Source organism: Pseudomonas sp. M2 (assembly GCF_015751845.1).
Classification (GTDB): domain Bacteria; phylum Pseudomonadota; class Gammaproteobacteria; order Pseudomonadales; family Pseudomonadaceae; genus Aquipseudomonas; species Aquipseudomonas putida_E.
In genome coordinates this window covers 4,612,192-4,635,632 of the sequence record NZ_JADOUD010000001.1, presented here as the reverse complement: position 1 = coordinate 4,635,632, position 23,441 = coordinate 4,612,192, and the positions used below count along the sequence as shown (strand labels likewise).

Here is a 23,441-nt window from a genome sequence, read left to right as displayed (position 1 = left end):
GTCTCGGCGGGCCGCTGTTGTTCAGCGATCGGCTTTGACAGGCAGCGACGGTATTATGCATACGGCTTGCCTTCAATGGCGGCTGTACGTGCGGGCACGCTTGCGTGCGCCGGAACTTGCATAGTCCGCCGGTCTGTCAACCCATGTACAGCTGCCACCCTTCTGTTTGACAGCGGATAGGTGACCGCCTAATTGAAGGTACTAAGGGCTGAACTGACTGACCCTGGCGGACATGTGTAACCGGGGCCGCTTCGCGGCCCATCGCCGGCAAGCGCGGCTCCCACAGGTACAGCGCATGCCTGAAGACTGGTGATTTCCTGGGGGCAGTCCATTCTGTGGCCGGTTTGCTGGCGATGAGGCCAGTACTGAACACAGAGCTTTGGATCGCTGTCTGCTTCGGGTCGAAGTTTGCCGATCGTGTCCCAGGAAGTCGTTCGCGAGTCCGATCAAACCCTATGGAGTATTTGGGCAATCTCCTGTGCAAGTACCTGTGGCTGCTCAAGCATCATCAGATGGCCCACCTCAGGCATGATGGTCATGCTGGTCGCCTGTGCTATCGCCCAGTCAGGCACATCCCATTCAGCTCGGGAGCGCTCTCCGCTAACAAGTGCACAGGGATAGAAGAAAATACCGTCTTCAATGCATTGTGGTAGTGATCACCTCCGGTCTCGATCAATACTGATCGGGCCATGGTTTGCAATGTGCTGGAGGGTTGATGAGTCAACCAAGTCGCAGCGACCTCTTTTTTTGCATTGACGCATGCACTGAGGGTGAACATGCAATGAGGTGGCCAGTGACCCAGTCTGAACGCAGCACTCACGTCCAGAGTGAGATTTGTGGAGGCGTGGTTTGCGGATCCACTTCTGGCCGTTTGTTTTCTGTGGTGAGGGGCAGCTTCGGGTCGAAAGCGCTATTCACTACCTGCCAGAAGGCAGGCTCGAAAACGGCCACACATGAGTGACCTTTTCCGGCCTATGCCGAACGCCTGCTCGCGCCAGGCTCGCTGAGCCAATCACAGCGGCTCCTTCCACAACGCAACCTAACTAGAATTCAGGCGTGTATTTCACACTGAACATCACGTTGCGCGGGTCACCATAGTAGTTGTTGTAGTCAATGGTGTTGTAAGCCGGCACGTAATACTTCTTGTCCAGCAGGTTGTTCAGGTTCGCCGCCACGGTGACTTCGTCGCTGACTTTGTACGCCACCCGCGCATCCCACACCGCATAGCCCGGCAGGTCGAACACGTGGTCGTAGGAGGTGGTGCCGGTGACCGCCGTGGTCCCGAGGCCCACCGAAGTTCGGCTCCAGTCACCCGGCAAGGTGTAGTCGGCCCACAGCTTGAACTGATGCTTTGGCGTCCAGGTGCTGTACACCTTGTCCTTGTAGTCTCCATCTTCCAAGTAGCGTGTGGTGTTGTAGACGTAGCCGGCCATCACCTGCAGACCACTCAGTACCTCGCCGCTGACCTGCGCTTCCAGGCCCTGGCTGCGCACCTTGCCCGAGGCCGTGGAGCAATACCAGCCATCGCAGTCCATAGGGCCGCTGCGGTCGAGCACCGCGCGATGCTCCTGGTCATAGCGAAACAGTGCAATCGAAGTGTTCAGCGCACCGTCGAACAGCTCACCTTTGAGACCCAGTTCATAGTTGCTGCCAATGATCGGCTCGACCACCGAGCCCGACACCGTGCGCGCGGTCTGTGGCTGGAACACGTCAGTGTAGCTGGCGTAGATCGACCACTGTTTGTCCAGCGCATACACCAGCCCCGCATAGGGCGATACTTTGCCGCTGCTGCTGGTGGTGGACTCACTGTAACCGCTGTGGTCAAAGAATTCGGCGGCGTAGCTGAAGTCGTACCAACTGGTGCGGGCACCGAGAATAAGCTTCAGCGGGTCGGTCAGATTGATCGACCAGCGCGTGTAGAAACCCTTCTGCTCTACCTGGTACTCGGTCAACTGGCCACGGCCGCGGCTGGCCAGTTCGTAGATGTTCGGCATCGGTCGATGATGATCGACATTCGACGAGTCCGCACCGAAGGTGGGTGCCCGTGCCCAGCGGTCATCAGTGTTGATGCGTGAGTAGTTGGCGCCAATCAGGAAGGTCTGCTCGAAGCCGAAACCGGTGAAGCTGCCATCCAGGTAAAGGTCCAGGCCCTTGCTGTGGGTGGTGAAATCAGTGCTCCAGTCTATAAAGGTGTTATCTGTAGAACCATTGGCCGGCAGGGCATCCCACAGCGCCTGGTAGGTGGCACCATTGTGTTCGCTTATATACACGCCGGCAGCCTTTAGCCGCCAATCGTTGCTCAGCCGATAGGTGGCATCCAGGAACACGCTGGTCTGGTCATTCTCGGCTCGGTTCCAGTCGGCGCCGACATAGGTCGAGCGCGACCAGTCCGGGTTGCCTCCGTCGGCGTAGCGCGGCAAGCCGAGCATGGCTGGACGAGAGTGGCCCTTCTGGTTGGCAACGCCCAGGCCTACCGTAAGGTCGGGCGTGAAATCGTAGTCGACTGCACCATAGACAGTCTGGTTCCAGCCACGCACGTAGTCGATGAACGAGCCGCTGTCATTTTGGCTGATAACGGTGCGTGCACGCAGGGTGCCCTCGGCGTTCAGCGGACCGCCGGCGTCCAGCTGCAGGCCGTAGCGGTCCCAGGAGCCGGCCTTGCCAGTGAGGCTGACAGTGGCCTTTTCCTGACCACGCTTGCGCACCAGATTCATCGCCCCGCCCGGGCTGTCGCCACCTTGCAGCAGCGCGGCCGGGCCCCGCAGCACTTCGACGCGGTCGTAGAAACTCAGATCTTCGGTCAGATAGCTGCCCAGCGAGTAAGTGTTGCGCGGTACAGGCACGCCATCGTACTGCAGCGTGTCGATGCTGAAGCCGCGGGAGTAGATGAACAACCCCGAACCTGGTGACTTGGTAGCGGTCAGGCCAGGCGTTCGGCTGACCAGATCGGCGATGGTCTGGGTGTTCTGGTCATCCATCTGCTGGCGAGTCATGACGGTGACTGACTGCGGGATGTCCTTTAGGCTCTGCACGCCCTTGCCCAAGGTCACGGCGCCGGAGGTGTAGGAATGGCTGCCCTCGGTTGTAGTCAGTGGGGCGCGGCCGATGACACTCGAGGCCTCCAACTCCAGCGCGCCGTTGCCGGGCTCGCTTGGCAGGGCGATCAGATACTGGCCGTCGGCAGTCTGGCCGAGGGTCAGGTTGCTGCCAGCGATCAGTTGGCGCAGTGCCTGCTCGACGCTCAACTGCTGGTGCAACGCCGGCGCCTGCACGGCGTGGGCGGCGTCTGTGTTGAAAAGGATACGGGTGCCAGTCTGTCGGGCCAGGGCGCTGATCGATTGGTCCAGCGGCTGCGCAGGCAGGTCGATGCGGTAGTGTGCCTGTTCAGCTTGCAAGGGGCCGGCTGCCAGGAAACCAAAAGTCGCCAGGAACATCGTCTGGCGCAGCGGGTAGACAAAGAGCGTCATGGAATCCCTATCGAAATGTAATGAGAATGAGTTTCATAGGGATTGGCGTTTGTGCCATGGCGAACTTTGATGTGTGGCTGAAAATAATTATCAGTGACGCACAACTACCTTCACCACACCGCCATCTTCGCGGTGCACGGTTACCGGAGCCAGCCGGGGTAGCGTGTCGATCAGCTGTTCGACGTTGCCAGTCAGGAACTCGCCGCTTAGTCGATACGCCCCAGCGGGTGCACCTTCCAGTTGAATAGGCGCGGCGCGATGGCGCCGTAGTTGAGCGACAACCACGTCCAGCGGCGTGCCGTCGAAGTGGAACAGGTCACGCCGCCATGCCTCCAGTTCACCGGGCCTCGTCGCTTCGATCGGGCCAAGGGCCAGCGGGCTGGCGAGCAACTGCTCCTTGGCGGTGAGCTGCCTGCGGGCCTCGCCGTTGTCCACTTCCACCGCACCCTCCAGCACAGCCACCCGCACGCCGCGCAAGTCGCTGCGCACATCGAACACTGTGCCGATGTCGCGCACTGTCACACCTTGGCTGCGCACGATGAATGGCTTGGGTTCATGTGCCACGCTGAACAGACCTTCGCCGTCGAGCAGTTCGAACTGCCGGCTGCGCAGGCGGTACTCGATGCGCAGCACGCTACCGGCGTCCAGCTCGATTCGGCTGCCGTCACTCAGGTGCAGCACTTCGCGTCCACTGCTGGCGACTTCGATCTGGCGGTAGCCGAGCGCCGGGTCGGCCAGCCAGGCCCAGCCGGCCAGAGCCAGCAGCAAGGCTGTGCCGGCAGCCTTGCGCCGACGACTGGCAATGCGTGTGCTCTGCGCCCTGGCTTCGGCCAGCAGGGCTTCGCGACTGGGCACCAGGGCGCGCAGCGACTTGGCGTAAGGCTCTAGGTCATCAGAACTGATGGGGGCGGTGGGTGGGGTTTTGCGTTGCAATGGTCAGGTCTCCGGCTGCCAGCGCTGCGCAAGGGTGCGCATGGCCCGCATGAAGTGCTGGGCGACCATGTTGACGGAAATGCCTAGCTCGTTTGCGATGTCATGTTGAGGCATGCCGTGGATGCGGTGCAGAAGAAACACGTGGCGCTGGCGCGCTGGCAACGACTCGATCACCGCCAGCAACGCCTTCAGGCGCTGTTCGAACTCCAGTGCCAGCGCGCCGTCGAGGTCGTCGCGATGCTGCTCGACCACGGCTATCTGGCTCTGCATGTACAACGAGCGGGTGCTTTCGGCGCGGCGCCGATCAATGGCGCGGTTGAGCGTGGCACGGCGCAGAAAGGCGATGGGTACGCTGATGGCCTTGACCGGTGGTTTTTCCAGGATCTGCACGCAAACATCATGGACCACGTCACGGGCGAAATGCTGGTTGGAAAAGCGTCGACGGATATGCTCGACCAGATCGTCATAGTGCAAGGCCAAGGCTTGCAAGAGATCGTTGTCAGTCGAGGCCATGACGGCATCCAATTGATAGTGAATATCATTTATATCATGCAGTTCCCAGATCGGGCAAATGATCTGAAGCTGGCCATTCAGCGCACAGTCCAGCAGGCGCTTGGCCAGAACGATTGGATCAAATTGACGTTACGATCAGCACTGAAAAATGAGGTCGCACATCATGCCGGCGTTGGCACAACTACCGCATGCGTGGTCTCCAGCGATATAGAGAGGTCACCGGCGAGCGAACTCGGCATCAGCAGCTTGCATCAAGGCCAAGGCTAGGCCTCGGCGGCGGTAGGCCGGCTGGTCAAGGTCCAAGAGCTTGAATCCATAATACCGACCGTCACCGAGCCGCTCCTCCAGCCATCGGTGAAAGTGCTGAGCCATGACCTGTGGTGTTTCAAGACTCCGCCCTCTTCAAGAAACATTTCCTGACGGTGCGGGCAGACCATCTCTGAGTCAGAGGGACCGTGAGGCCGACACTCCAGCCTGGGGAATCCTTCACATACTTGTGTTTCGATCATCGCTTTCCCAGCATCAGTAACATCGATTCATCGCGAGGCTGGTTGACATAGACCGATCAATACCCCCACATCTTGAGCTCTGGAAACACTAAGAAATCAGATTTTCCCTCTTCCTTGTAGTCCATTTCCCAAACATACTCTCGCCGCACTTTTTCCGTTGCGGTCGCTTGGGCTGCATTCTAGTCTCGGCGGGTCGTTGCTCATCAACGATACAGCTTTGACAGGCTGTGACGGTAAATCACGCAGACGGTCTCCTTTTTATGGTGGCTGTGCGTGTGGGCACGCTTGCGTGCGCCGGAGCTTTTCGTGATTTTACCGCCGGTCTGTCAACCCACGTACAGCTGCCACCCCACTGTTTGACAGCAGGTGGGTGACGGCCCCGCTAACGGTAAAATCATTATGTTAAAGGTCGTCCCCGATCCACCCCACAACCACCACTCCCTCGAAGACACGATCATCCAGGCTGCGGAGTTCGCCCTGTGCGCGCAGAGCGTGGCGCAGCAGGCTGTTTCGCTACAGCCCAGAACGCCCGCCTCGGTTCTGATGATGGCTTCGATGCATGAGCTCGAGTCGCTACGCGTGCTGCTCGAATCAGCCCTGATCCAACTGCAGATGCCGCCCGAGCCGCGCACCCTGCACTAGGCCGTTAAGCCTGTTTTGCCTGGGTGGGCGCTGTCGCCAGCAAGCCCATACGCACAGCGCGCTGCGTGAGACCGGTGCTGAGCTAAAGGCGGATTGCCCGTCATGACGTTCGCCCAGGCCCTAAACCTTCAGGGAGAAGACGCAATGACCCCAGATGACACCAAAGTCACTGTCGGCAAGACTACGTTCTACCAGGGTGAAAACCAGACCCACCCACTGTTTCGCATCGAAGCGGGCATCCCTTGCCAGAATGCCCGCGAACAGGCTTCAGAGCTGATGGGCTATGTACGGGACCTGACCATCGAAGGCTTGATGGACGATAAACCACAGCTGATCTGGGCTTCGCACTACCTGAGTGCGTTGGCCAAAGCACTGATGGATGATGCCGAGCTGGGCATGATGCACTAAGGGCTGAACTGCCTGACCATGGCATACATCTGTAACCGGGGCCGCTTCGCGGCCCATCGCCGGCAAGCGCGGCTCCCACAGGTACAGCGCATGCCTGAAGGCTGGTGATTTCCTGGGGCAGTCCATTCTGTGGGTGCCGGCTTGCCGGCGATGAGGCCAGTACTGACCCCAGAGCTTTGGGTCGCTGTCTGCTTCGGGTCGATAGTTGCGGGTCGCATGGAGCGACAGTCGGCCAGGAGTAGACGCTGGACAGGACAGCTACCCAACCTCGATCAGATTCGAAATCGATCCGCTAAATTGCCGTACTGCCGGGGTCTCGTTATCAGTCGCTGGCGAGTGCACAATTTTTGCGGGACCATTCGGGGCATTAGGTACTAGCCACCAAGGAACGGAAATGGCACTGACCAGCAAGATCACTCCCTACAACCCCACTTGGCCCGCCCGCTTTCTGGCAGACAAGCCACTCATCGCTTCGGCCTTTGGCGATGAACTGATTGCCATACAGCATATTGGAAGTACCTCCGTTCCAGGGCTCGCGGCGAAGCCCGAGATCGATGTACTCATCGAGGTTCACGATCATTGCAACGCCTCGGCGCGGGACGAGGTGTTGATGGGTTTGGGATATGTACGAGGAAGTGATCTATCGGAAGGGCATCATTTCTATCGGCGTAATGTGGATGGGATTCGCACGCACAAGCTCCACGCTTGTGCCCGTGGCCATCTTGCGATCACCCAGATGCTGGGGTTCAGAGATTTGCTTAGATGCAATGCCTCAATGCGCCAGCAGTATGAAGCGCTGAAGCTCCAACTGGAGTCGAGCAATACGGGTGGGATGGCTGAGTATCTGGAGAAAAAGTCTCCGTTTATTATCGCGGCACTACTACATGCCGGTATATCCATTCCTGGATGACCGATAGGTCGCTAAGCGGCCCCGGTAAAAAGTGTCTGTATTGCGTCGAAAGCAGCCGGTCACCACTGTCCACTATCGACCCATTATAGATAGTCCGTTCCACCGTCAACGATACTGGTATCGGTTGGCAGGTAGCTGTCAACGAGGGTGGAACATGCACCCGTAGACTACGAATATTTCGACCCAAACGCATGACGTTTGCCGCTTTAGCTTCGAGTCTACAGGTGCGCTTGCGCTCGATAACGAATACTCAGGGTTCGCCGTCGCACCGGCTCACTATATTGCCTTCGCTGAACGCAAGCATGCATGTCCCTGGCAGCTATTTTATCGCTTGCGGAGGCTCACATGACAGCGTCCATGACTCAGCATTTTGTCGCCTACGTTGGTATCGACTGGGCGGATACCAAGCATGATATTTGCGTACAGGCTGGCGATGGAAATCACCGTGAGTTCGACTGTATCCCTCACAAGGTTGACCGTATTGATGAGTGGGCTAAGGCGTTGCATCAGCGCTTGGGTGGGCCCATCGCAGTGGCTGTCGAGCTTGCTAAAGGGCCGATTGTCTCAGCCTTGCTGAAGTACGATTTTCTCGTGCTTTTCCCCATCAATCCGTCGACGCTTGCCAGGTATCGTTTGGCATTTAAACCTAGTCGTGCCAAGGACGATCCCTCCGATGCAGAGTTGGCACTCGATATGCTGCTTCGCCACCCAGAGCAGTTCACCGCACTCAAGCCACAGAGCGTGGCAATGAGATCGCTACTGAGCCTGATTGAACAGCGCCGAGATTTGGTCAACGACAAAACGCGCTTCACCAACCGACTGAGTAGCACCCTTAAGCAGTACTACCCGCAAGCACTGGAATGGTTTGAGCAGCGGGACACTCTGTTGTTCTGCGATTTCCTAGCTCGCTGGCCGACACTCCTGTCAGCCAAACGGGCACGTAAAACCACGCTTGAGGCGTTCTTTTACTCGCACAACGGACGCCGAGCCGCATTGATCCAGACGCGCGTGGCATCGATCCGTGCAGCCTCTGCGCTCACCGATGATGCCGGTATCATCGAGCCATGCCGTTTGCATGTCCTCGCGCTGGTTGAGCAACTGCGTACCGTTCTGATGGTGATTGATCGGTTCGATACGGAAATTGAGCGGGTAGCTTCTGCGCTACCTGACTACGCGTTGTTTCATAGCTTGCCAGGCGCAGGCCAGCATCTGGCACCACGCCTACTTGCAGCTTTTGGAGAACAACGTGAACGCTTCCATGGCGCAGACGAGCTACAAAAGTATTCCGGCATAGCCCCGGTCACAGAGCGCAGTGGAAAGAAAAGCTGGGTGCACTGGCGATGGCAGTGTCCAACGTTTCTCCGCCAAACCTTCGTTGAGTGGGCAGGTCAGACCATCAACAAGTCCTTCTGGGCTGGAGCCTATTACCGGCAGCAGCGCGCCAAAGGAAGCAGTTACCAGGCCGCTGTACGCGCACTTGCGTTCAAGTGGATTCGGATTTTGTACAGGTGCTGGCAAACCAGGACGCCTTACGATGAAACCACCTATTTGAATGCGCTGAGGAAGCGCGGCTCACCGCTTCTCAAGACCCTCGATTTGAGTTGACTGACTTCCTCAGGGCGTGAAGCGGTCGTTCGGAAAGGTCAGCAAATGGCCTGAAGCAGACGGTACGCGATAGGAGCGAGGTGCCGTCTTCGAAGTATTACCTCTCCAGGCCGAGTCACTAGGTCATCAAGCCCTAGCCGCAGGTTTGAGTCGGAAGCTGACGCCCATACGGTTGAACGCATTCATTGCGGCAATCGCCGCTGTCAGGTCAACAAGATCCTTTTCTGCAAACATCGCCGATGCGGCTGCATAAGCTTCGTCGGATACCTGTGTCTCGCTTACCCTGGTGACTTCTTCCGCCCAAGCCAGTGCTGAGCGCTCCTGATCCGAGAACAAATATTGCGCTTCATGCCATACCGGCACTAACAGCACCTTGTCCACTGACATACCTGCTTTGATCAGATCGCGTGAGTGAAGATCAATGCAATGAGCGCAGCCGTTGATTTGAGACACTCTGAGAAACACGAGGTGGATCAACGAGGCTGGCAAATTTGTCGCGGTGGTCACGAAATGATGCAGGCCGCCGAGGGCCTTAGCTGCACCAGGCGAAGCTTCAAACCAATTGAGACGATTCATGATTTCTTTTCCTTTGTATGAGCGATGAAGAGCGTGGCCGCTTGTTGGCATACGGCCCAGTTGAGATGCAAACCTTAACGCTTGGAGTAGATGTCGGCCCTGAAGCGGACTTTAGACTTGATCCACTCGACGGCTATGCCTAACAAAGTACGCCTGCACATCACCGTACCCTGTTGCCCTTCCAGTATTCAGTGACTCCCCCCCCCTTGGCGGTACCCTCAACGGTGAAGTAATGCACCTGAGTGAGACCGATGGTGGCAAGGACGGCGGACAGGTAGGGGCGCAGAAAGTCCGGTTGACGGGCCTGTGGGCCGCTGATATAGCCCCCGCTAGCGATTGCGACGTAAACCGGACGATCCGTCAGATTTCCGACTTTGCCTTTGGCGGTGCCCAAAAACGTTTTGCCCACGCGTACCACGTGGTCGATCCACATCTTGAGTGGGGCGGGCACGCTATAGTTGTGCATCGGCGTGGCAATCAGCAGTACGTCGCATGCCTGTAGTTGGTCGATCAACTCGTCGGAACGGCTCAACGTACCCTTCTGACCGCTTGCTATGACTACGCGCTGATTGGCCAACGCCTGGGCGTAAGGCGAATCAACTGGGACCAAGGTGTTGAGGTCTAAATCGGTCAACTGGATACCCCTTCTGCCGGCCTGACTGGCCAAGGCAAATAGGATCTGCTGGGACAGTTTCAGACTTTCCGAAGCCTCTGCATTGGGGCTGGCGACCAGGCGAAGAATGCGCAAAGGAGCAAGTGGCTGTTGGGACGATGTCATGAGGTTTGCCTCCTTGGGTGTGCATGCGGGTTATGGCGTATCGAACTGTTTTTGAAAGCGCAGTGCACCCGTCAACAGGCCTTCACGGAAGTAGAAACGTTGCGCGCGGGCGTTGGCCAAACCCGTGTCGAGCACCAGGCGTGCACAACCGCTGGCGCGCGCCAGTCGTTCCAAGGCTTGCAATAAGCGCGACCCCCACTGGCCACCCCGCTGAGCCTCGGCGGTTACAAGGTCATCGACATACAGGAATGCGCCGTAGACCAGGTTTTCCTGTAAGCGATAACCAGCCAGTGCTACAAGAACGCCTGCGTCATAAGCGCCAATCAGGCGATAGCCTTCAAGGCGCATACGCTCGATGCGGCGGACGAAGTCGGCTTCGCTCGTTAGATGAGGGCGCAATTGCTGCATTACCGGGAATGCGCTGCACAGGTCATGGGTGCTGTCCAAGGGACGCAGGGCGGTGTCGGCCAGGTCGAGCACGCTGGGTATGAAGTTGTGCAAAGGGAATTTCATGGGAGTTGCCCTCGTCAGTAGGTGATGGCGCTATATTGGACTACCATTGACCCACTTGATTGAGCCAAGAAATGGGATATGAACTAGGCCATGATGACCTCCACCAAGCCGCCTTTTGCTCCCTTGGAAGAGCAGTCCGCCTTGCCCCTGTATCGTCAACTGTACGACCGCGTGCTGGCCGCCGTTGCCGCTGGCACGTTGTCCCCCGGTGACCGCTTGCCGTCGGCGCGCGCCATGGCTAAGGAGCTGGGGGTGGCACGTGGCACCGTCGAACTGGCCTATTCGCTGATGGCCAGCGAAGGGTACCTCCTGGCGCTCGGGCAGAAAGGCACCGTAATCAATCCTGAACTGCAGAAGCCTGTGTCAGCGGCCACCGTATTACCAGTCAGCAGCCAAGTGATCGAAGACGCGCCTGATTCGCTCTGGCGCCCACCGCAGCTGTTGCCGTTCCAGATGGGGGTACCGGCGCTGGATGCATTTCCGCGCAAGATATGGGCGCGTCTCGGTGCTCGGTATCTCCGTGGGATGCGTCTGGGAGATCTGGACTATCCAGCACCCCACGGCCTGGCAGCGTTGCGCAGCGCCATTGCTTCGTATCTGCAGGTGTCCCGAGGTATCGATTGCGGTGCCCATCAGGTGTTTATCACCAGCGGTTGGCGCAATAGCCTGTCTTTAGTCGCACATACCCTGTTGCAGCCAGGCGAGTGCGCCTGGGTGGAAGACCCGGGCTATCCCACTACGCGCCAGGTGCTTCGCCAGTTCGGCCTGGACCTGGAAGCGGTGCCGGTTGATGCCGAAGGCATGAACGTAGAACACGCCATCGCGGGTTCTCGGGCTGCTCAGGTCGTCATGGTGACACCAGGGCATCAGAGCCCGCTGTCGATGGCACTGTCGCTGCCACGCCGACAACTGCTACTCGATTGGGCTGCCCGCACCGGTGGCTGGATTGTCGAGGACGATTACGACGGCGAGTACCGCTACGTCAGCCGTCCACTTCCAGCGCTGGCCAGCTTGGATCGCCATGGGCGCGTGCTGTATGCCGGCACCTTCAGCAAGGTGCTGTTTCCCGGTATTCGCCTGGCTTATCTGGTGGTGCCGCAGGCGCAGGTGGCAGCGTTCGAGCGCGTCGGACGGGCCTTGTTTGCTGCCGGGTCACCGTCAATTACCCAGGCTTTGGTGGCGGAGTTCGTTGCCGAGGGACACTTCGCTCGGCACATCCAACGCATGCGCCGCCTCTACAACGAACGACGGGCATTGACCATCGAAGCACTGGAGCGGAGTTTGCCGAAGGGTATGCAGGTGGAACGCTCGCCAGGCGGTATGCACCTGGTACTGCGTTTGCCGGAGGACGTAAGCGACACCGCCCTGGCCGAGCAGGTGCTGGCGAGGGGCATGTCGGTACAAGCGTTGTCGCGCTGGGCTGCCTCATCGCAGCGTCAGTCAGGTCTGCTCCTGAGTTTTACCAACTGCGCCACGACTGCTCCAGGCGAGCAGCTTGGCGCGTTGATCAGCAAGTTACTCAGTTGAGGTTGGCCTTGTTCAGGCCGAACAGTTCATCGGACGAGCCCGGGATCGCCTGGAAAGCCACATTGAGGCGATTCCAGCCATTGATGGCGACGATCAGGAACGACAAATCCGACAGCTCCTGCTCGGAAAACTGCTCACGCGCACTCGCATACAGGCTGTTGGAGATACCATGAGGCGGCAGTTGGGTCAGGGCTTCAGTCCACTCCAGCGCCGCCCGCTCTGCTGGCGAAAACAGCTGTGACTCACGCCAGACGGCCACGTGGTGAAGACGCAGCTCGCGCTCGCCATGGATCTTGGCCTCTTTCACATGCATATCCACGCAGAACGAACAGCCGTTTAGCTGCGAAGCGCGCAACATGATCAGGTGGGCGAGATCGGCCAGTAGCGGCTTCTTGCTCAGTTGCAGGGTGAGCTCCACCAGTTTGTTGGACGCTTGGGGAGACAGTTTGAAGTAATCAAGGCGGTTGTTCATGGGTAGTTGCTCGTAGTGGGTGGATGGTTGATGGAGCCCACTGTAGCAACGCTTGGAATAGCCCCACAGGGCCAAGATAGTAGCTTCGAACTAGGCCATATCTGTATCGAAGTGCGCCATGATCACCTATCGAGCGATAGGGTCGAAGGGGCGCAATAGGCCGTGTATTGGCCTCCGCGAATGGCCGCAATGGGTCGATAGCGGTCAGTCGCGACCGGGTAGGCGTACGGCGAACTCCAGTCTCGCCATCAATGCCAACGTCATCCGTAAATGGCTACCGCTCTACCAAGAGCAGCCGGCGGCAACGCTGCCAGCTTTCATCCCGCCAAGAGCGCAAGCGTTGCAGTTGCAGCCCCAGGTCGAGGTGATGCGCATAAATAGTCTGGCCTAATCCTAGAGCCGCTTTTCCATGACGATGGTGCGCTCCGCCCCATGAAACTCGTCGCGGATTTTCTGATAACCCAACGCGGTATAAAACCTTTCAGCTGTAATCGACGATGGCACACGCACAGCACCAATTCCTGCGCGGGCAGCGGCTGCATGAATGACATCCATCAAATGCCGACCTATACCGCCTTTCTGGTGAGCCGGGTCAACGAAAACACTTCTGACCACGTCACCGTCGAGACCGGCAGTGCCAACAACGTTTTCGTCCAGCAAGGCTACGAACATCGTGCGCTTGGCGAGCTGTGTGGTGATGACTTCAGGAGAAAAGCTCTGTTCCACCTTGGCGATCACATCAGGCGGGTAGTCCTGTGAATTTGACTCACGCAGGGCAGCTAGAACTACACGGCTAATCGCGGCTGCATCTCTGCTCGTGGCGGGACGAACGTGACATTCCATGCTGAGACCTCAATCCTGAAGAGTTACAGCTTAGCGCATCGCAATGTGCCGTCCCCGGGCGCTTACGTATCGCCGTTCCTTCACCGCGTACATCGACAAACCGCATTAACGACGTAGTCTCCCATTGCCTTCCTTGTCTGCAGAGTCGCGCTGCCTATGTGCGGCTGAAGCACTACGTTGTCCAGGCCAAACAAGCTGGGGGGGACTTGTGGCTCATCTATGTAAACGTCCAGGGCCGCCCCTCCAAGCCGCCCGTCCTGCAATCGCGCAACCAGTTCCGCTTCGTCGATCACACTGCCCCGCGCCACGTTGACGATGAAGCCTTTCGCTCCAAGCGCTTCCAGCACTGTCGCATTGACCAGGCGCGACGTGGCATTTCCTCCTGCGGCAGCCACGATAAGAATGTCGCTGTGGGCGGCTAGGCTGCAGGCGTTGGGGTGGTAGGCATAATTGCAGCCATGCACCTCATTGCGGTTGTGGTACGCCAACTTGACTCCGAACGGCAACAGGCGACTGGCAATCGCTTGTCCTATACGTCCGAGGCCTATTATCCCGACGCGCTGCCCTCGCAACGTGGTACCTAGCGAAGGGAACGCGCCCTCACGCCACATGCCTGCCCGGACGAATCGGTCAGCCACGCAGACCTGGCGCAGCAGGCTCAAAAGCAAAGCCACTGCGTGATCCGCCACCGCATCCGTCAGGATATCGATCGTCGTCTCAACCCGAATGCCGCGGGCTTTCACCTGGTCCAAATCAATGCCATCAACTCCAACACCGTTCACGGCGATCAATGAAAGATTGACCAGCGCGCCAACGGCCGTGGTTGGCACCCCCATCACTCCGTTGGTCACCACCGCGCGGAAACGTTCCGGCCGGTCGGCCAGAACAGCCTCTTGGGCCTTCGAATCAAACGCTCGTACCAAATCAAATTGCTTGGCGAGCTTTTTTTCGTGTTCGTCGAGCAACGGCGCCAACATCAGCAGCGCCTGGCGCTGGCTTGCTCCTTGGCTGATGCTCATGCAGCCTCCAGCTTCAACTGCGTGCGGGGCTGCGAATCGGGCCGCTTCAACATCGCGGCCGGGATCGCCATGATCAATGCTCCACTGATGAACAGGCACAGGCCCAGCACATAGGTGCCGTTGTTAATGTCGCCGGTGAGGTTCTCCGCCACTGCTGTAATCATCGAACCTGTAAAACCGGACAGGTTGCCGAAAGCGTTGATCATGCCAATGCCTGCCGCAGCTGCGACACCTGAGAGCACCGTGCCCGGCAGCGTCCAGAAGATTGGCATCAGGCTAAGCACCCCTGATGCAGCCACGGTCAGAAATACGATTGAAAGCACAACGTCATGTGCGAAAGCCGCGCTGAGGATCAACCCGCAGCCCCCGATAAACGCTGGGATCGCGGCATGCAGCCGACGTTCGCCAGTGCGATTGGAGTGGCGTGCGTTGAGGAACATGGCGATCAACGCGACGCCATAGGGGATGGCGGTCAGCAAGCCGATTTCCAGACTGCTGGTCACACCCGCGCTCTTGATGATCGAAGGCATCCAGAAGGCCAGGCCATAAAAACCTGTGTTGAAAGTCAGCAGGATGAATACGAGCAGCCAGACACGTGGGCTGAAGAAGACATCTTTCAGGCGTGAAACTTTGCCGTGCTCATCTTGCTTCAAGTTGGCTTTGAGTAGCTCCTTTTCATGCGGGGTCAACCAGGCAGCCTTGTCGATGTTGTCGCACAAGCAGCAAAAAACGATTGCCGCCATGATCACCGACGGAACGCCCTCGACCAGAAGCATCCACTGCCAGCCCGCCATACCGTGCCAGCCATCCATGCTGGTCATGAGCCAGCCAGACATGATACCGCCTAGCGTCAGGCTGACCGGCATTGCCATCAGGAAGCCAGACATCACCCGGCTTTGACGATGGGTCGGGAACCAGTAGTTGAGGTAAAGAATCACCCCTGGGAAGAAGCCCGCCTCACAGATGCCGAGCAGGAAGCGCAGCACGTAGAACATGGTGCTGGACTCGACATGGAAGAACGAGGCAAGTGGCTGGGTAAATGCGACAGCCATTGAGATGACGGCCCAGCTCAGCATGATGCGGGCGATCCAGAACCGCGCACCGTATCGATGCAGCAACAAATTGCTCGGGACCTCAAACAAGAAGTAGCCCCAGAAGAAAACGCTGGCGCCCAGGGCGTAGACGGTATTACTGAATTGCAGATCCTCCAGCATGCTCAGTTTCGCGAATCCGATGTTCACCCGGTCGAGATAGGCAGCCATGTAACACAGCAATAGGACCGGCAGGATTCGTACGATTACTTTGCGATAGGTGCGATCTTCAAAAGCCTGATCGCGATCGCGCACGGGGTCGACAACTTGATGGTCCATAACCAGCCTCTTGGCATGTCGGGCACGCCTGATTGTTGTTATTTGGGTAGCATCGGGCACCCAGGCGCCCGATGGTGGAGCCTGTCAGCGAATCGGTTCGCGGCTGGGCTGACCATCGACCAGTCGCAGCAGCCCTAGTGGATTGGAGTCGCGCAGGGCTTCGGGCAGCAGCGCATCAGGGAAGTTCTGGTAGCACACCGGGCGCAGGAAGCGGTCGATCGACAGTGTGCCGACTGAGGTGCCACGGCTGTCAGAGGTGGCCGGGTACGGCCCACCGTGCACCATGGCGTCGCAGACCTCGACACCGGTCGGGTAACCGTTGACGAGTATCCGACCGGCCTTCTGCTCCAGCACGGCTACCAGTGGCGCGGCAGCGGCCAGGTCGCTCTGCTCGCCGATCAGCGTGGCGGTCAGTTGCCCCCCCAGTGCATGCAGTGCGGTAAGCAACTGGGCTTGGTCGGCCAGTTCGACCACCACCGTGGCCGGTCCGAAGACTTCTTCTTGCAATAACGGCTCACCATCCAGTAGCAACCGCGCATCTGCCTCGAACAGCTGCGGCCAAGCCTGGTTCCCCTGCTGCTCGGCACCAGCCAGGTGGCGAATGCCGGGCTGTGCCTTGAGGGTGGCCACGCCGCGGGCATAGCTGGCCAAGGTGCCTTTGTTGAGCATGGTCTGCGGTGCCTGGTCGGCTACCTGCGCACGCAAGTGTTCGACAAAAGCGCTGAACTCAGGAGAACGCACCCCCAGTACCAAGCCGGGATTGGTACAGAACTGCCCACACCCGAGCACCACCGAGGTAGCCAGTTCACGGGCCACGGCCTCGGCGCGAACCGCCAGGGCTCCGGGCAATACCAGCACCGGGTTGATACTGCTCATTTCGGCGAAAACGGGGATCGGTTGTGGTCGTGCCGCGGCAAGGTCGCAAAGGGCACGGCCTCCTTTGAGCGAGCCGGTGAACCCAACAGCCTGAATTGCAGGGTGCTTGACTAAAGCCTCACCCACGCCGCCGCCGAAAATCATGTTGAACACCCCGGCAGGCATGCCACAACGCTCGGCGGCCCCTACGATGGCTTCGGCCACCCATTGCGCAGTACCCATGTGGCCGCTGTGCGCCTTGAACACCACTGGGCAGCCCGCAGCCAGCGCTGCGGCTGTATCGCCACCGGCGGTGGAAAATGCAAGAGGAAAGTTACTGGCGCCGAATACCGCCACTGGCCCCAGGCCCATGCGGCACTGGCGGATGTCCAAGCGTGGCTGCGGGGTGCGCTGGGGCTGCGCGCGGTCGATACGCGCGCCGGCGAAATCACCACGGCGCAGCACCGAGGCGAACAGCCGCAACTGCCCGCTGGTCCGCGCCCGCTCGCCCATGATTCTCGCTGGTGGCAAGGCTGTCTCGCGGCACACGGTAGCAATGAAATCATCGCCCAGACCATCCAGCGCTTCGGCGATGGCGTCGAGGAATTCAGAACGACGCAGAGCGGACAACGCCCGGTAGATTGGATATGCAGCGGCAGCCGCTAAAGCGGCAGCGTTCACTTCTTGTTCGGTAGCTTGGAAAAACTCGCCAGGTAGCGCCTGCCCGGTGTGCGCATCCACGCTGTGCAACGTCGCGGTTCCAGTAGCACGGCGGCTACCGCCGATGAATTGTTGGCCTGCAAATGAAGTCATGAATGGTCCCTTCGCCTTGCGTAAGACAGTGGTCGCTAATCTATGCGGCTCTGCGATTCTTGCCCAATGGCTTTTGGGGATCATCCGATAACTATGTGTTATCAGTCCGTCTGCGCCCTTCCTGCGTTGTTCACCAATATCTCGGCAAACTCCAACGCCACACCGGTCAAGAGCTCGCCTTTGCGGGTCAGGATGCCGTAATCCTGGGGAGGCAGGTGCAGCGGCGTGTCGAGGTTGATGAGTACCCCGCTGGCAAGATGTGGCTCGACCATCGCTTGGGGCAACATGCCGATCATCGGGCCACCCAACAGCACCTTGAGGAAGGTCTGCATTGAAATGGTGTCGATCGTGTTGCGTGGCACTGCGACGCCCGCCTCGGCGAACGCGCGCTCCATGCGACCGCGAATTGGCGTGCCTTTGGGGTAGAGGATCCACGGCCACTCGAGCAACTGAGGTAGCGTCACCGGCCCGGCTTCGCTCAAAGGGTGCTGGTCGTTAACCACGAAGCAGAACGGCTCCGGCGCCAGCGGCTGGAAGTCGAAGCGCTGGCACTGTGAAACATCGGTGAATCGCGCTACCGCCAAGTGAAGGTTCTTGTCCTCCAACATTGCCATGAGATGGTCGCTGGTCTGCTCCACCACCTCGATCGAAAGCAACGGCTTGCGCTGCTTGATCTCGACAATGGCATCGGGCAATGCCACGGCGGTGGCGGCAAAGATGCCGCCAACCTTCAAATGACCGTGGCCTCCTTGGCGCAAGCTGTCGATCTGGTCGACGAAGTTCCGAGCATCATTGAGAGCGATCTGTGCATAGCGCACCACCTGCTCGCCCAAGGCGGTGGGCGGCATGCTTCGTGGCAGACGCTCGAACAGGGGAAAGCCGAGCAGGTTCTCGATCTCCTTGAGCATCTTGCTGATCGCCGGCTGGCTGAGGTTCATCTGCTGTGCTGCCAGATGCATGTTGTGGGTGCGGCCGAGTGTGTCGATGAGCAGGAGGTGGCGGAACTTAAGCCAGTTGCAGACGTGAGAAAAAGAAAGGTCCGACATGAATCCACCTTTGGTGCAATAACCTGATGTTATCGAATAGTGAAAAGATGCCATTGGAGTTTATCGCACGGTTTGCCCTAGCGTGCAGCTTTCAAATCCAAGAGACCTAGCTGCCATGCCGATAACGCTCACTTGCGCCAATACTCTTCCCGACGACGGCCTGGCCGGTACCCTTATCGGCCGCGCCTGGACACCCGGTGAACCCGGCGGCCCCTCGCCGATAGTTCTGCGTAGTGACGGCGTGTTCGACCTGTCCGAATGCTTCGCCACCCTTAGTCAGTTGCTCGAGCACGAAGATCCACTGCAGGCTGTACGCAGCACGCCAGGCCGATTTATGGGTAGCGTCGAGGCGCTGCTGAGCAACAGCGGTGCGGCCTTCGATGCGAGCAAGCCCTATCTGCTCGCGCCAGTCGACCTGCAGGTAATCAAAGCCGCAGGAGTGACATTCGCCGCCAGCATGATCGAGCGGGTCATTGAGGAGCAGGCAGGCGGCGACGCCAGCAAAGCCGAAGCAGTACGTGCCACAGTGCGCACAGTGATCGGTGACAACTTGCGTGCGGTGCGGCCCGGCTCTCCTCAGGCAATGGCGTTGAAAGCACTGCTGAAAGAAAAGGGCATGTGGTCCCAATACCTGGAGGTCGGGATCGGTCCGGATGCGGAAATATTCACTAAAGCCCCGGTGCTGGCAGCTGTCGGCAGCGGCAGCGCTATCGGCGTGCACCCAAAATCGGCATGGAACAACCCCGAACCGGAGGTGGTACTGGCAGTCAACAGCCGCGGGCGGATTCATGGCGCGACCTTGGGCAACGACTTGAACCTGCGCGACTTCGAGGGCCGTAGCGCGCTGCTACTGAGCAAGGCCAAGGACAACAACGCCTCTTGCGCCGTCGGCCCGTTCATTCGCCTGTTCGACGAAACCTTCAACCTAGACACAGTGCGCCGCTGTGTGGTCGATCTGGAAGTCCAAGGCAGCGATGGCTACCGCCTGCTTGGCCACAGTTCGATGGACCAGATCAGCCGCGACCCCGAGGATCTGGTGCGCCAGACCCTCAACGAAAACCACCAGTACCCCGACGGCTTCATGCTGTTCCTCGGCACGCTTTTCGCTCCCACCGAGGACCGCGACCAGCCAGGCGCCGGCTTCACTCACAAACCCGGCGACCGAGTACGCATTGCCAGCACGTTCCTGGGCCACCTGCATAACCAAGTCACAACAAGCGACCAAGCCCACCCTTGGACCTTTGGCCTCGCCGCGATGATGCAAAACCTAGCCGCTCGAGGGCTCCTGAAGCCGTAAAACAAACGATTCCTGCCGGGCCCATAACAACAAAAAAGCGAGGCAAAACATGCAAACCCAAGCCAAGGACACAGTGCCCGACCCGCGTCAGCTGCGACGGGCGATCTATACCGGCGCAATTGGCAGTGCCCTCGAGTACTACGATTTCGCCATTTATGGGCTAGCCTCGGCGCTGGTCTTCGGCCATATATTCTTTCCCTCCCTCGGTACGACTGGCGCCCTGCTCGCCAGTTTCGCCACCTACGGCGCAGGCTTCCTGGCGCGGCCGTTCGGCGGCCTTTTCTTTGGCTCGCTGGGTGACCGCAAAGGGCGCAAGCTGGTCTTGTTGCTGACCATTGCCCTGATGGGCACAGCGACCACCCTGATCGGCCTGCTACCGACCGGCGCAACTGGGGCCGTGCTGCTGGTACTGCTGCGCCTGCTGCAAGGTTTCGGTGCTGGTGCCGAACAGACCGGCGCGGCGACGCTGATGGCCGAGCTGGCTCCGCGTGAGCGGCGAGGGTTCTACGCCGCCCTGCCCTTCATCGGGGTGTTCAGCGGCCTGGCCCTTGCCACCATCACTTTCCAAGTGATGCAGACCTCGCTGACACAGGAGCAATTGCTCGACTGGGGCTGGCGGATACCCTTCCTGGCCAGCGTGGTGCTGATATTCATGGCCATATGGATCCGCCTCAAGCTCAAAGAAAGCCCGGTGTTCCAGCAGCTCAGCCAGAGCCAGCAGGTTATCGAATCGCCGATGCGCGCCGTGCTGCGTAATGCCCGTCGGCCACTGGCGGCTACTACTTTGATGCGCATGGCCGAAACTGGCTGCTCGACCCTCTATGCCACTGTTTCCATAGCCTTCCTGACCGGTTTCGCCAGCCGCCATCTCGGCCAGGATGGCGCCAACCTGGCCACCGTAGGGACCAATGCGGTGCTGGCCGCCAGTATCCTCAGCGTGTTCACCACCCCATTGTTCGGTGCGTTGTCCGATCGCTTCGGACGCCTGGCGGTGTACCGTGGCGGGGCGTTGTTCGGCGCGTTGTGGGCATTCCCCTCGTGGTGGATGATCGACAGCGGCGACTCGACACTGGTGTGCATCGCAGTAGTAGGTGGCTTCGCCTTGGCCGCCAATAGCATGCTTGGGGCCCAGTGCGCGCATTTCACCGAACTGTTCGGCAATCGCTACCGCTACTCCGGCGTGGCTCTGGCCCGAGAAATCGGCGCGATGCTATCCGGCGGCCTGGCGCCGATCCTGGGTATATTCCTGGTCGGTCTGGCCGGTGGTGCCTACTGGGTGCTGGCCCTCTACACCCTGGTTCTGACTGGGCTGACCTTGATCGGCACCTGGCTGTCGACCGAAACCCGTGGCCGCGACCTGACTGCACTGGACGACGCAGTGGCAAGCGGTGCTTCCCCCCTACACAGCCATGCAGGCGCGGGTGTACCGCAACGCTGACCGGTGGCCAATAAATACAAGAGAGAGCGATATGACCGATACCCCGAAACGCCCGCTGCGCAGTCAGCAATGGTTCGACGACCCGAGCCACGCCGACATGACCGCGCTGTACGTCGAGCGCTACATGAACTACGGCCTGACCCGCGATGAACTGCAATCGGGGCGGCCGATCATTGGCATCGCACAGACCGGAAGCGACCTGACGCCCTGCAACCGCCACCACCTGGAACTGGCCCAGCGGGTCAAGGCCGGCATCCGTGATGCTGGAGGCATTCCGATGGAATTCCCGGTGCACCCGATAGCCGAACAGAGCCGTCGGCCCACCGCCGCGCTGGACCGCAACCTGGCATACCTGGGGTTGGTGGAAATCCTTCATGGCTACCCGCTGGATGGCGTGGTGTTGACCACCGGCTGCGACAAGACTACGCCAGCCTGCTTGATGGCCGCCGCCACCACCGACCTGCCGGCCATTGTGCTGTCCGGCGGGCCAATGCTCGACGGCCATCACAAGGGCCAGCTGATCGGTTCGGGCACGGTGCTGTGGCACGCACGCAATCTGATGGCTGCCGGCGAAATCGACTACGAAGGCTTCATGGAAATGACTACCGCCGCTTCGCCGTCGGTTGGCCACTGCAACACAATGGGCACGGCGCTGTCGATGAACGCTCTGGCCGAAGCCCTTGGCATGTCGCTGCCCGGTTGCGCCAGTATCCCCGCGCCCTATCGGGAACGCGGGCAGATGGCCTACGCCACCGGCAGGCGCATCTGCGAGTTGGTGATGCAAGACGTACGCCCCTCATCAATCATGACCCGAGAAGCATTCGAGAACGCCATCGCTGTAGCCTCGGCGCTAGGCGCCTCAAGCAATTGCCCACCACACTTGATCGCCATCGCTCGACACATGGGCATCGAGCTGTCGCTCGACGACTGGCAGCGCATTGGCGAAGACGTGCCGCTGCTGGTCAACTGCATGCCAGCGGGCAAGTACCTGGGCGAAGGTTTCCACCGTGCCGGTGGCGTACCGGCGGTGATGCACGAATTGCGCAAGGCAGGCCGCCTGCACGAAGCTTGCGCCACGGTCAGCGGCAAGACCATCGGTGAGGTGGTCAGCGACACTGTCACCAGCAACCGCGACGTGATTCTGCCGTTCGACGAGCCGCTCAAGCACAGCGCTGGGTTCATCGTTCTCAGTGGCAATTTCTTCGACAGCGCGATCATGAAGATATCGGTAGTCGGCGAAGCCTTCCGCAAGACCTATCTGTCAGAGCCCGGCAAGGAAAACAGCTTCGAGGCACGGGCCATCGTGTTCGAGGGCCCCGAGGACTACCACGCGCGCATCGATGACCCAGCACTGGACATCGACGAGCGTTGCATCCTGGTGATCCGTGGCGCCGGCACCGTGGGTTACCCGGGTAGTGCAGAGGTGGTCAACATGGCGCCACCGGCGGCGCTGATCAGAAAGGGCATCGACTCGCTGCCCTGCCTGGGTGACGGTCGCCAGAGCGGCACCTCGGCCAGCCCGTCGATTCTCAACATGTCGCCGGAAGCGGCGGTCGGGGGCGGCCTGGCACTGCTTCAGACCAACGACTTGCTGCGCGTCGACCTCAACCAACGTCGCGTCGACCTGCTGGTAGACGACAAGGAAGTGGAGCGCCGTCGCGCAGCCTGGAAGCCGAACATCCCAGTCTCTCAGACACCATGGCAAGAGCTCTACCGCCAATTGGTCGGGCAATTGTCCACCGGTGGCTGCCTGGAACCGGCCACCCTGTACATGCGTGTGATTGCCCGCGAAGGAGGGATGCCGCGACATTCCCATTGAGCGGTCTCCAGGACTTGGAACTGCCCCCGTACCGGGTAACGGTGGCAGTTCCACGCTGCAGCAATTTCAAGTCTATGAAGGTTCCGTC

Annotated in this window: 20 protein-coding genes; 8 read left to right on the top strand and 12 right to left on the bottom strand. The window is 59.6% G+C overall.

Going from position 1 to position 23,441, the window contains the following annotated elements; all coding sequences use genetic code 11:
• Positions 1 to 1,043 precede the first annotated feature (1,043 nt).
• From IWW33_RS21600 to IWW33_RS21590, 3 genes are all read right to left on the bottom strand, one after another.
• Positions 1,044 to 3,467, bottom strand: coding sequence for a TonB-dependent receptor (locus IWW33_RS21600; protein ID WP_174141848.1), 2,424 nt, complete (start codon positions 3,465 to 3,467; stop codon positions 1,044 to 1,046).
• Between the two features lie 90 nt (positions 3,468 to 3,557).
• Entirely contained in the window at positions 3,558 to 4,400 is an 843-nt protein-coding gene (locus IWW33_RS21595; RefSeq protein ID WP_174141847.1) for a FecR domain-containing protein, read from the bottom strand.
• A gap of 3 nt (positions 4,401 to 4,403) precedes the next feature.
• Entirely contained in the window at positions 4,404 to 4,913 is a 510-nt protein-coding gene (locus tag IWW33_RS21590; protein WP_174141846.1) for an RNA polymerase sigma factor, read from the bottom strand.
• A 908-nt stretch (positions 4,914 to 5,821) separates the two neighbouring features.
• Between IWW33_RS21590 and IWW33_RS21585 the strand changes: the two genes are divergently transcribed.
• The 4 genes from IWW33_RS21585 to IWW33_RS21570 all read left to right on the top strand — a co-directional run bounded on the left by IWW33_RS21585 (position 5,822) and on the right by IWW33_RS21570 (position 8,987).
• Entirely contained in the window at positions 5,822 to 6,064 is a 243-nt protein-coding gene (locus tag IWW33_RS21585) for a hypothetical protein (protein ID WP_012314948.1), read from the top strand.
• Positions 6,065 to 6,208: 144 nt separating this feature from the next.
• A complete protein-coding gene (locus IWW33_RS21580) occupies positions 6,209 to 6,472 on the top strand; it encodes a DUF3077 domain-containing protein (RefSeq protein WP_012314949.1) in 264 nt (87 codons plus the stop codon).
• 394 nt (positions 6,473 to 6,866) lie between these two features.
• Entirely contained in the window at positions 6,867 to 7,382 is a 516-nt protein-coding gene (locus IWW33_RS21575) for a GrpB family protein (RefSeq protein WP_012314950.1), read from the top strand.
• A gap of 357 nt (positions 7,383 to 7,739) precedes the next feature.
• Positions 7,740 to 8,987, top strand: coding sequence for an IS110 family transposase (locus IWW33_RS21570; protein ID WP_196914454.1), 1,248 nt, complete (start codon positions 7,740 to 7,742; stop codon positions 8,985 to 8,987).
• A gap of 126 nt (positions 8,988 to 9,113) precedes the next feature.
• Here the strand turns inward: IWW33_RS21570 and IWW33_RS21565 are convergent, their stop codons facing one another.
• From IWW33_RS21565 to IWW33_RS21555, 3 genes are all read right to left on the bottom strand, one after another.
• Positions 9,114 to 9,563, bottom strand: a complete 450-nt coding sequence (locus IWW33_RS21565; protein WP_012314951.1) for a carboxymuconolactone decarboxylase family protein — start codon at positions 9,561 to 9,563, stop codon at positions 9,114 to 9,116.
• Between the two features lie 160 nt (positions 9,564 to 9,723).
• Positions 9,724 to 10,341 (bottom strand): NAD(P)H-dependent oxidoreductase, encoded by a 618-nt coding sequence (locus IWW33_RS21560; RefSeq protein ID WP_231386179.1) that lies wholly within the window; start codon positions 10,339 to 10,341, stop codon positions 9,724 to 9,726.
• A 30-nt stretch (positions 10,342 to 10,371) separates the two neighbouring features.
• Positions 10,372 to 10,854, bottom strand: a complete 483-nt coding sequence (locus IWW33_RS21555) for a GNAT family N-acetyltransferase (RefSeq protein WP_012314953.1) — start codon at positions 10,852 to 10,854, stop codon at positions 10,372 to 10,374.
• Positions 10,855 to 10,944: 90 nt separating this feature from the next.
• On the opposite strand from IWW33_RS21555, the gene IWW33_RS21550 reads away from it, so the two are divergent.
• Positions 10,945 to 12,381, top strand: coding sequence for a PLP-dependent aminotransferase family protein (locus IWW33_RS21550; protein ID WP_174142648.1), 1,437 nt, complete (start codon positions 10,945 to 10,947; stop codon positions 12,379 to 12,381).
• Here IWW33_RS21550 and IWW33_RS21545 read toward each other — a convergent pair.
• The 6 genes from IWW33_RS21545 to IWW33_RS21520 all read right to left on the bottom strand — a co-directional run bounded on the left by IWW33_RS21545 (position 12,374) and on the right by IWW33_RS21520 (position 18,799).
• The gene (locus IWW33_RS21545) at positions 12,374 to 12,853 is read right to left on the bottom strand and encodes a carboxymuconolactone decarboxylase family protein (RefSeq protein ID WP_012314955.1); all 480 of its coding nucleotides are present in this window, start codon (positions 12,851 to 12,853) and stop codon (positions 12,374 to 12,376) included. The genes IWW33_RS21550 and IWW33_RS21545 overlap by 8 nt on opposite strands.
• Before the next feature lie 393 nt (positions 12,854 to 13,246).
• Entirely contained in the window at positions 13,247 to 13,696 is a 450-nt protein-coding gene (locus IWW33_RS21540; RefSeq protein ID WP_174142625.1) for a GNAT family N-acetyltransferase, read from the bottom strand.
• 80 nt (positions 13,697 to 13,776) lie between these two features.
• Positions 13,777 to 14,715 carry a 2-hydroxyacid dehydrogenase gene (locus IWW33_RS21535; RefSeq protein WP_174142624.1) on the bottom strand — a complete coding sequence of 313 codons (939 nt, stop codon included), beginning with the start codon at positions 14,713 to 14,715 and terminating at the stop codon, positions 13,777 to 13,779.
• Positions 14,712 to 16,085 (bottom strand): MFS transporter, encoded by a 1,374-nt coding sequence (locus tag IWW33_RS21530; protein WP_174142623.1) that lies wholly within the window; start codon positions 16,083 to 16,085, stop codon positions 14,712 to 14,714. Before IWW33_RS21530 ends, IWW33_RS21535 begins: the two co-directional genes overlap by 4 nt.
• Before the next feature lie 84 nt (positions 16,086 to 16,169).
• A complete protein-coding gene (locus IWW33_RS21525) occupies positions 16,170 to 17,753 on the bottom strand; it encodes an aldehyde dehydrogenase (NADP(+)) (protein WP_174142622.1) in 1,584 nt (527 codons plus the stop codon).
• 101 nt (positions 17,754 to 17,854) lie between these two features.
• The gene (locus IWW33_RS21520; protein WP_115274454.1) at positions 17,855 to 18,799 is read right to left on the bottom strand and encodes a LysR family transcriptional regulator; all 945 of its coding nucleotides are present in this window, start codon (positions 18,797 to 18,799) and stop codon (positions 17,855 to 17,857) included.
• A 115-nt stretch (positions 18,800 to 18,914) separates the two neighbouring features.
• Between IWW33_RS21520 and IWW33_RS21515 the strand changes: the two genes are divergently transcribed.
• From IWW33_RS21515 to IWW33_RS21505, 3 genes are read left to right on the top strand one after another with little or no spacing between them, the layout of a single operon-like run.
• Positions 18,915 to 20,096, top strand: coding sequence for a fumarylacetoacetate hydrolase family protein (locus tag IWW33_RS21515; RefSeq protein WP_115274453.1), 1,182 nt, complete (start codon positions 18,915 to 18,917; stop codon positions 20,094 to 20,096).
• A gap of 49 nt (positions 20,097 to 20,145) precedes the next feature.
• Positions 20,146 to 21,534 (top strand): MFS transporter, encoded by a 1,389-nt coding sequence (locus IWW33_RS21510; RefSeq protein ID WP_012314962.1) that lies wholly within the window; start codon positions 20,146 to 20,148, stop codon positions 21,532 to 21,534.
• Between the two features lie 31 nt (positions 21,535 to 21,565).
• Positions 21,566 to 23,353 carry an IlvD/Edd family dehydratase gene (locus IWW33_RS21505; protein WP_115274452.1) on the top strand — a complete coding sequence of 596 codons (1,788 nt, stop codon included), beginning with the start codon at positions 21,566 to 21,568 and terminating at the stop codon, positions 23,351 to 23,353.
• Positions 23,354 to 23,441 lie beyond the last annotated feature (88 nt).

Bases quoted from the DNA above. Each gene is read 5' to 3' on its own strand.
- IWW33_RS21600 (WP_174141848.1), bottom strand. From the start codon at position 3,467: ATGACGCTCTTTGTCTACCCGCTGCGCCAGACGATGTTCCTGGCGACT.
- IWW33_RS21590 (WP_174141846.1), bottom strand. From the start codon at position 4,913: ATGGCCTCGACTGACAACGATCTCTTGCAAGCCTTGGCCTTGCACTAT.
- IWW33_RS21585 (WP_012314948.1), top strand. From the start codon at position 5,822: ATGTTAAAGGTCGTCCCCGATCCACCCCACAACCACCACTCCCTCGAA.
- IWW33_RS21580 (WP_012314949.1), top strand. From the start codon at position 6,209: ATGACCCCAGATGACACCAAAGTCACTGTCGGCAAGACTACGTTCTAC.
- IWW33_RS21575 (WP_012314950.1), top strand. From the start codon at position 6,867: ATGGCACTGACCAGCAAGATCACTCCCTACAACCCCACTTGGCCCGCC.
- IWW33_RS21570 (WP_196914454.1), top strand. From the start codon at position 7,740: ATGACTCAGCATTTTGTCGCCTACGTTGGTATCGACTGGGCGGATACC.
- IWW33_RS21565 (WP_012314951.1), bottom strand. From the start codon at position 9,563: ATGAATCGTCTCAATTGGTTTGAAGCTTCGCCTGGTGCAGCTAAGGCC.
- IWW33_RS21560 (WP_231386179.1), bottom strand. From the start codon at position 10,341: ATGACATCGTCCCAACAGCCACTTGCTCCTTTGCGCATTCTTCGCCTG.
- IWW33_RS21555 (WP_012314953.1), bottom strand. From the start codon at position 10,854: ATGAAATTCCCTTTGCACAACTTCATACCCAGCGTGCTCGACCTGGCC.
- IWW33_RS21550 (WP_174142648.1), top strand. From the start codon at position 10,945: ATGATGACCTCCACCAAGCCGCCTTTTGCTCCCTTGGAAGAGCAGTCC.
- IWW33_RS21545 (WP_012314955.1), bottom strand. From the start codon at position 12,853: ATGAACAACCGCCTTGATTACTTCAAACTGTCTCCCCAAGCGTCCAAC.
- IWW33_RS21540 (WP_174142625.1), bottom strand. From the start codon at position 13,696: ATGGAATGTCACGTTCGTCCCGCCACGAGCAGAGATGCAGCCGCGATT.
- IWW33_RS21535 (WP_174142624.1), bottom strand. From the start codon at position 14,715: ATGAGCATCAGCCAAGGAGCAAGCCAGCGCCAGGCGCTGCTGATGTTG.
- IWW33_RS21530 (WP_174142623.1), bottom strand. From the start codon at position 16,085: ATGGACCATCAAGTTGTCGACCCCGTGCGCGATCGCGATCAGGCTTTT.
- IWW33_RS21525 (WP_174142622.1), bottom strand. From the start codon at position 17,753: ATGACTTCATTTGCAGGCCAACAATTCATCGGCGGTAGCCGCCGTGCT.
- IWW33_RS21520 (WP_115274454.1), bottom strand. From the start codon at position 18,799: ATGTCGGACCTTTCTTTTTCTCACGTCTGCAACTGGCTTAAGTTCCGC.
- IWW33_RS21515 (WP_115274453.1), top strand. From the start codon at position 18,915: ATGCCGATAACGCTCACTTGCGCCAATACTCTTCCCGACGACGGCCTG.
- IWW33_RS21510 (WP_012314962.1), top strand. From the start codon at position 20,146: ATGCAAACCCAAGCCAAGGACACAGTGCCCGACCCGCGTCAGCTGCGA.
- IWW33_RS21505 (WP_115274452.1), top strand. From the start codon at position 21,566: ATGACCGATACCCCGAAACGCCCGCTGCGCAGTCAGCAATGGTTCGAC.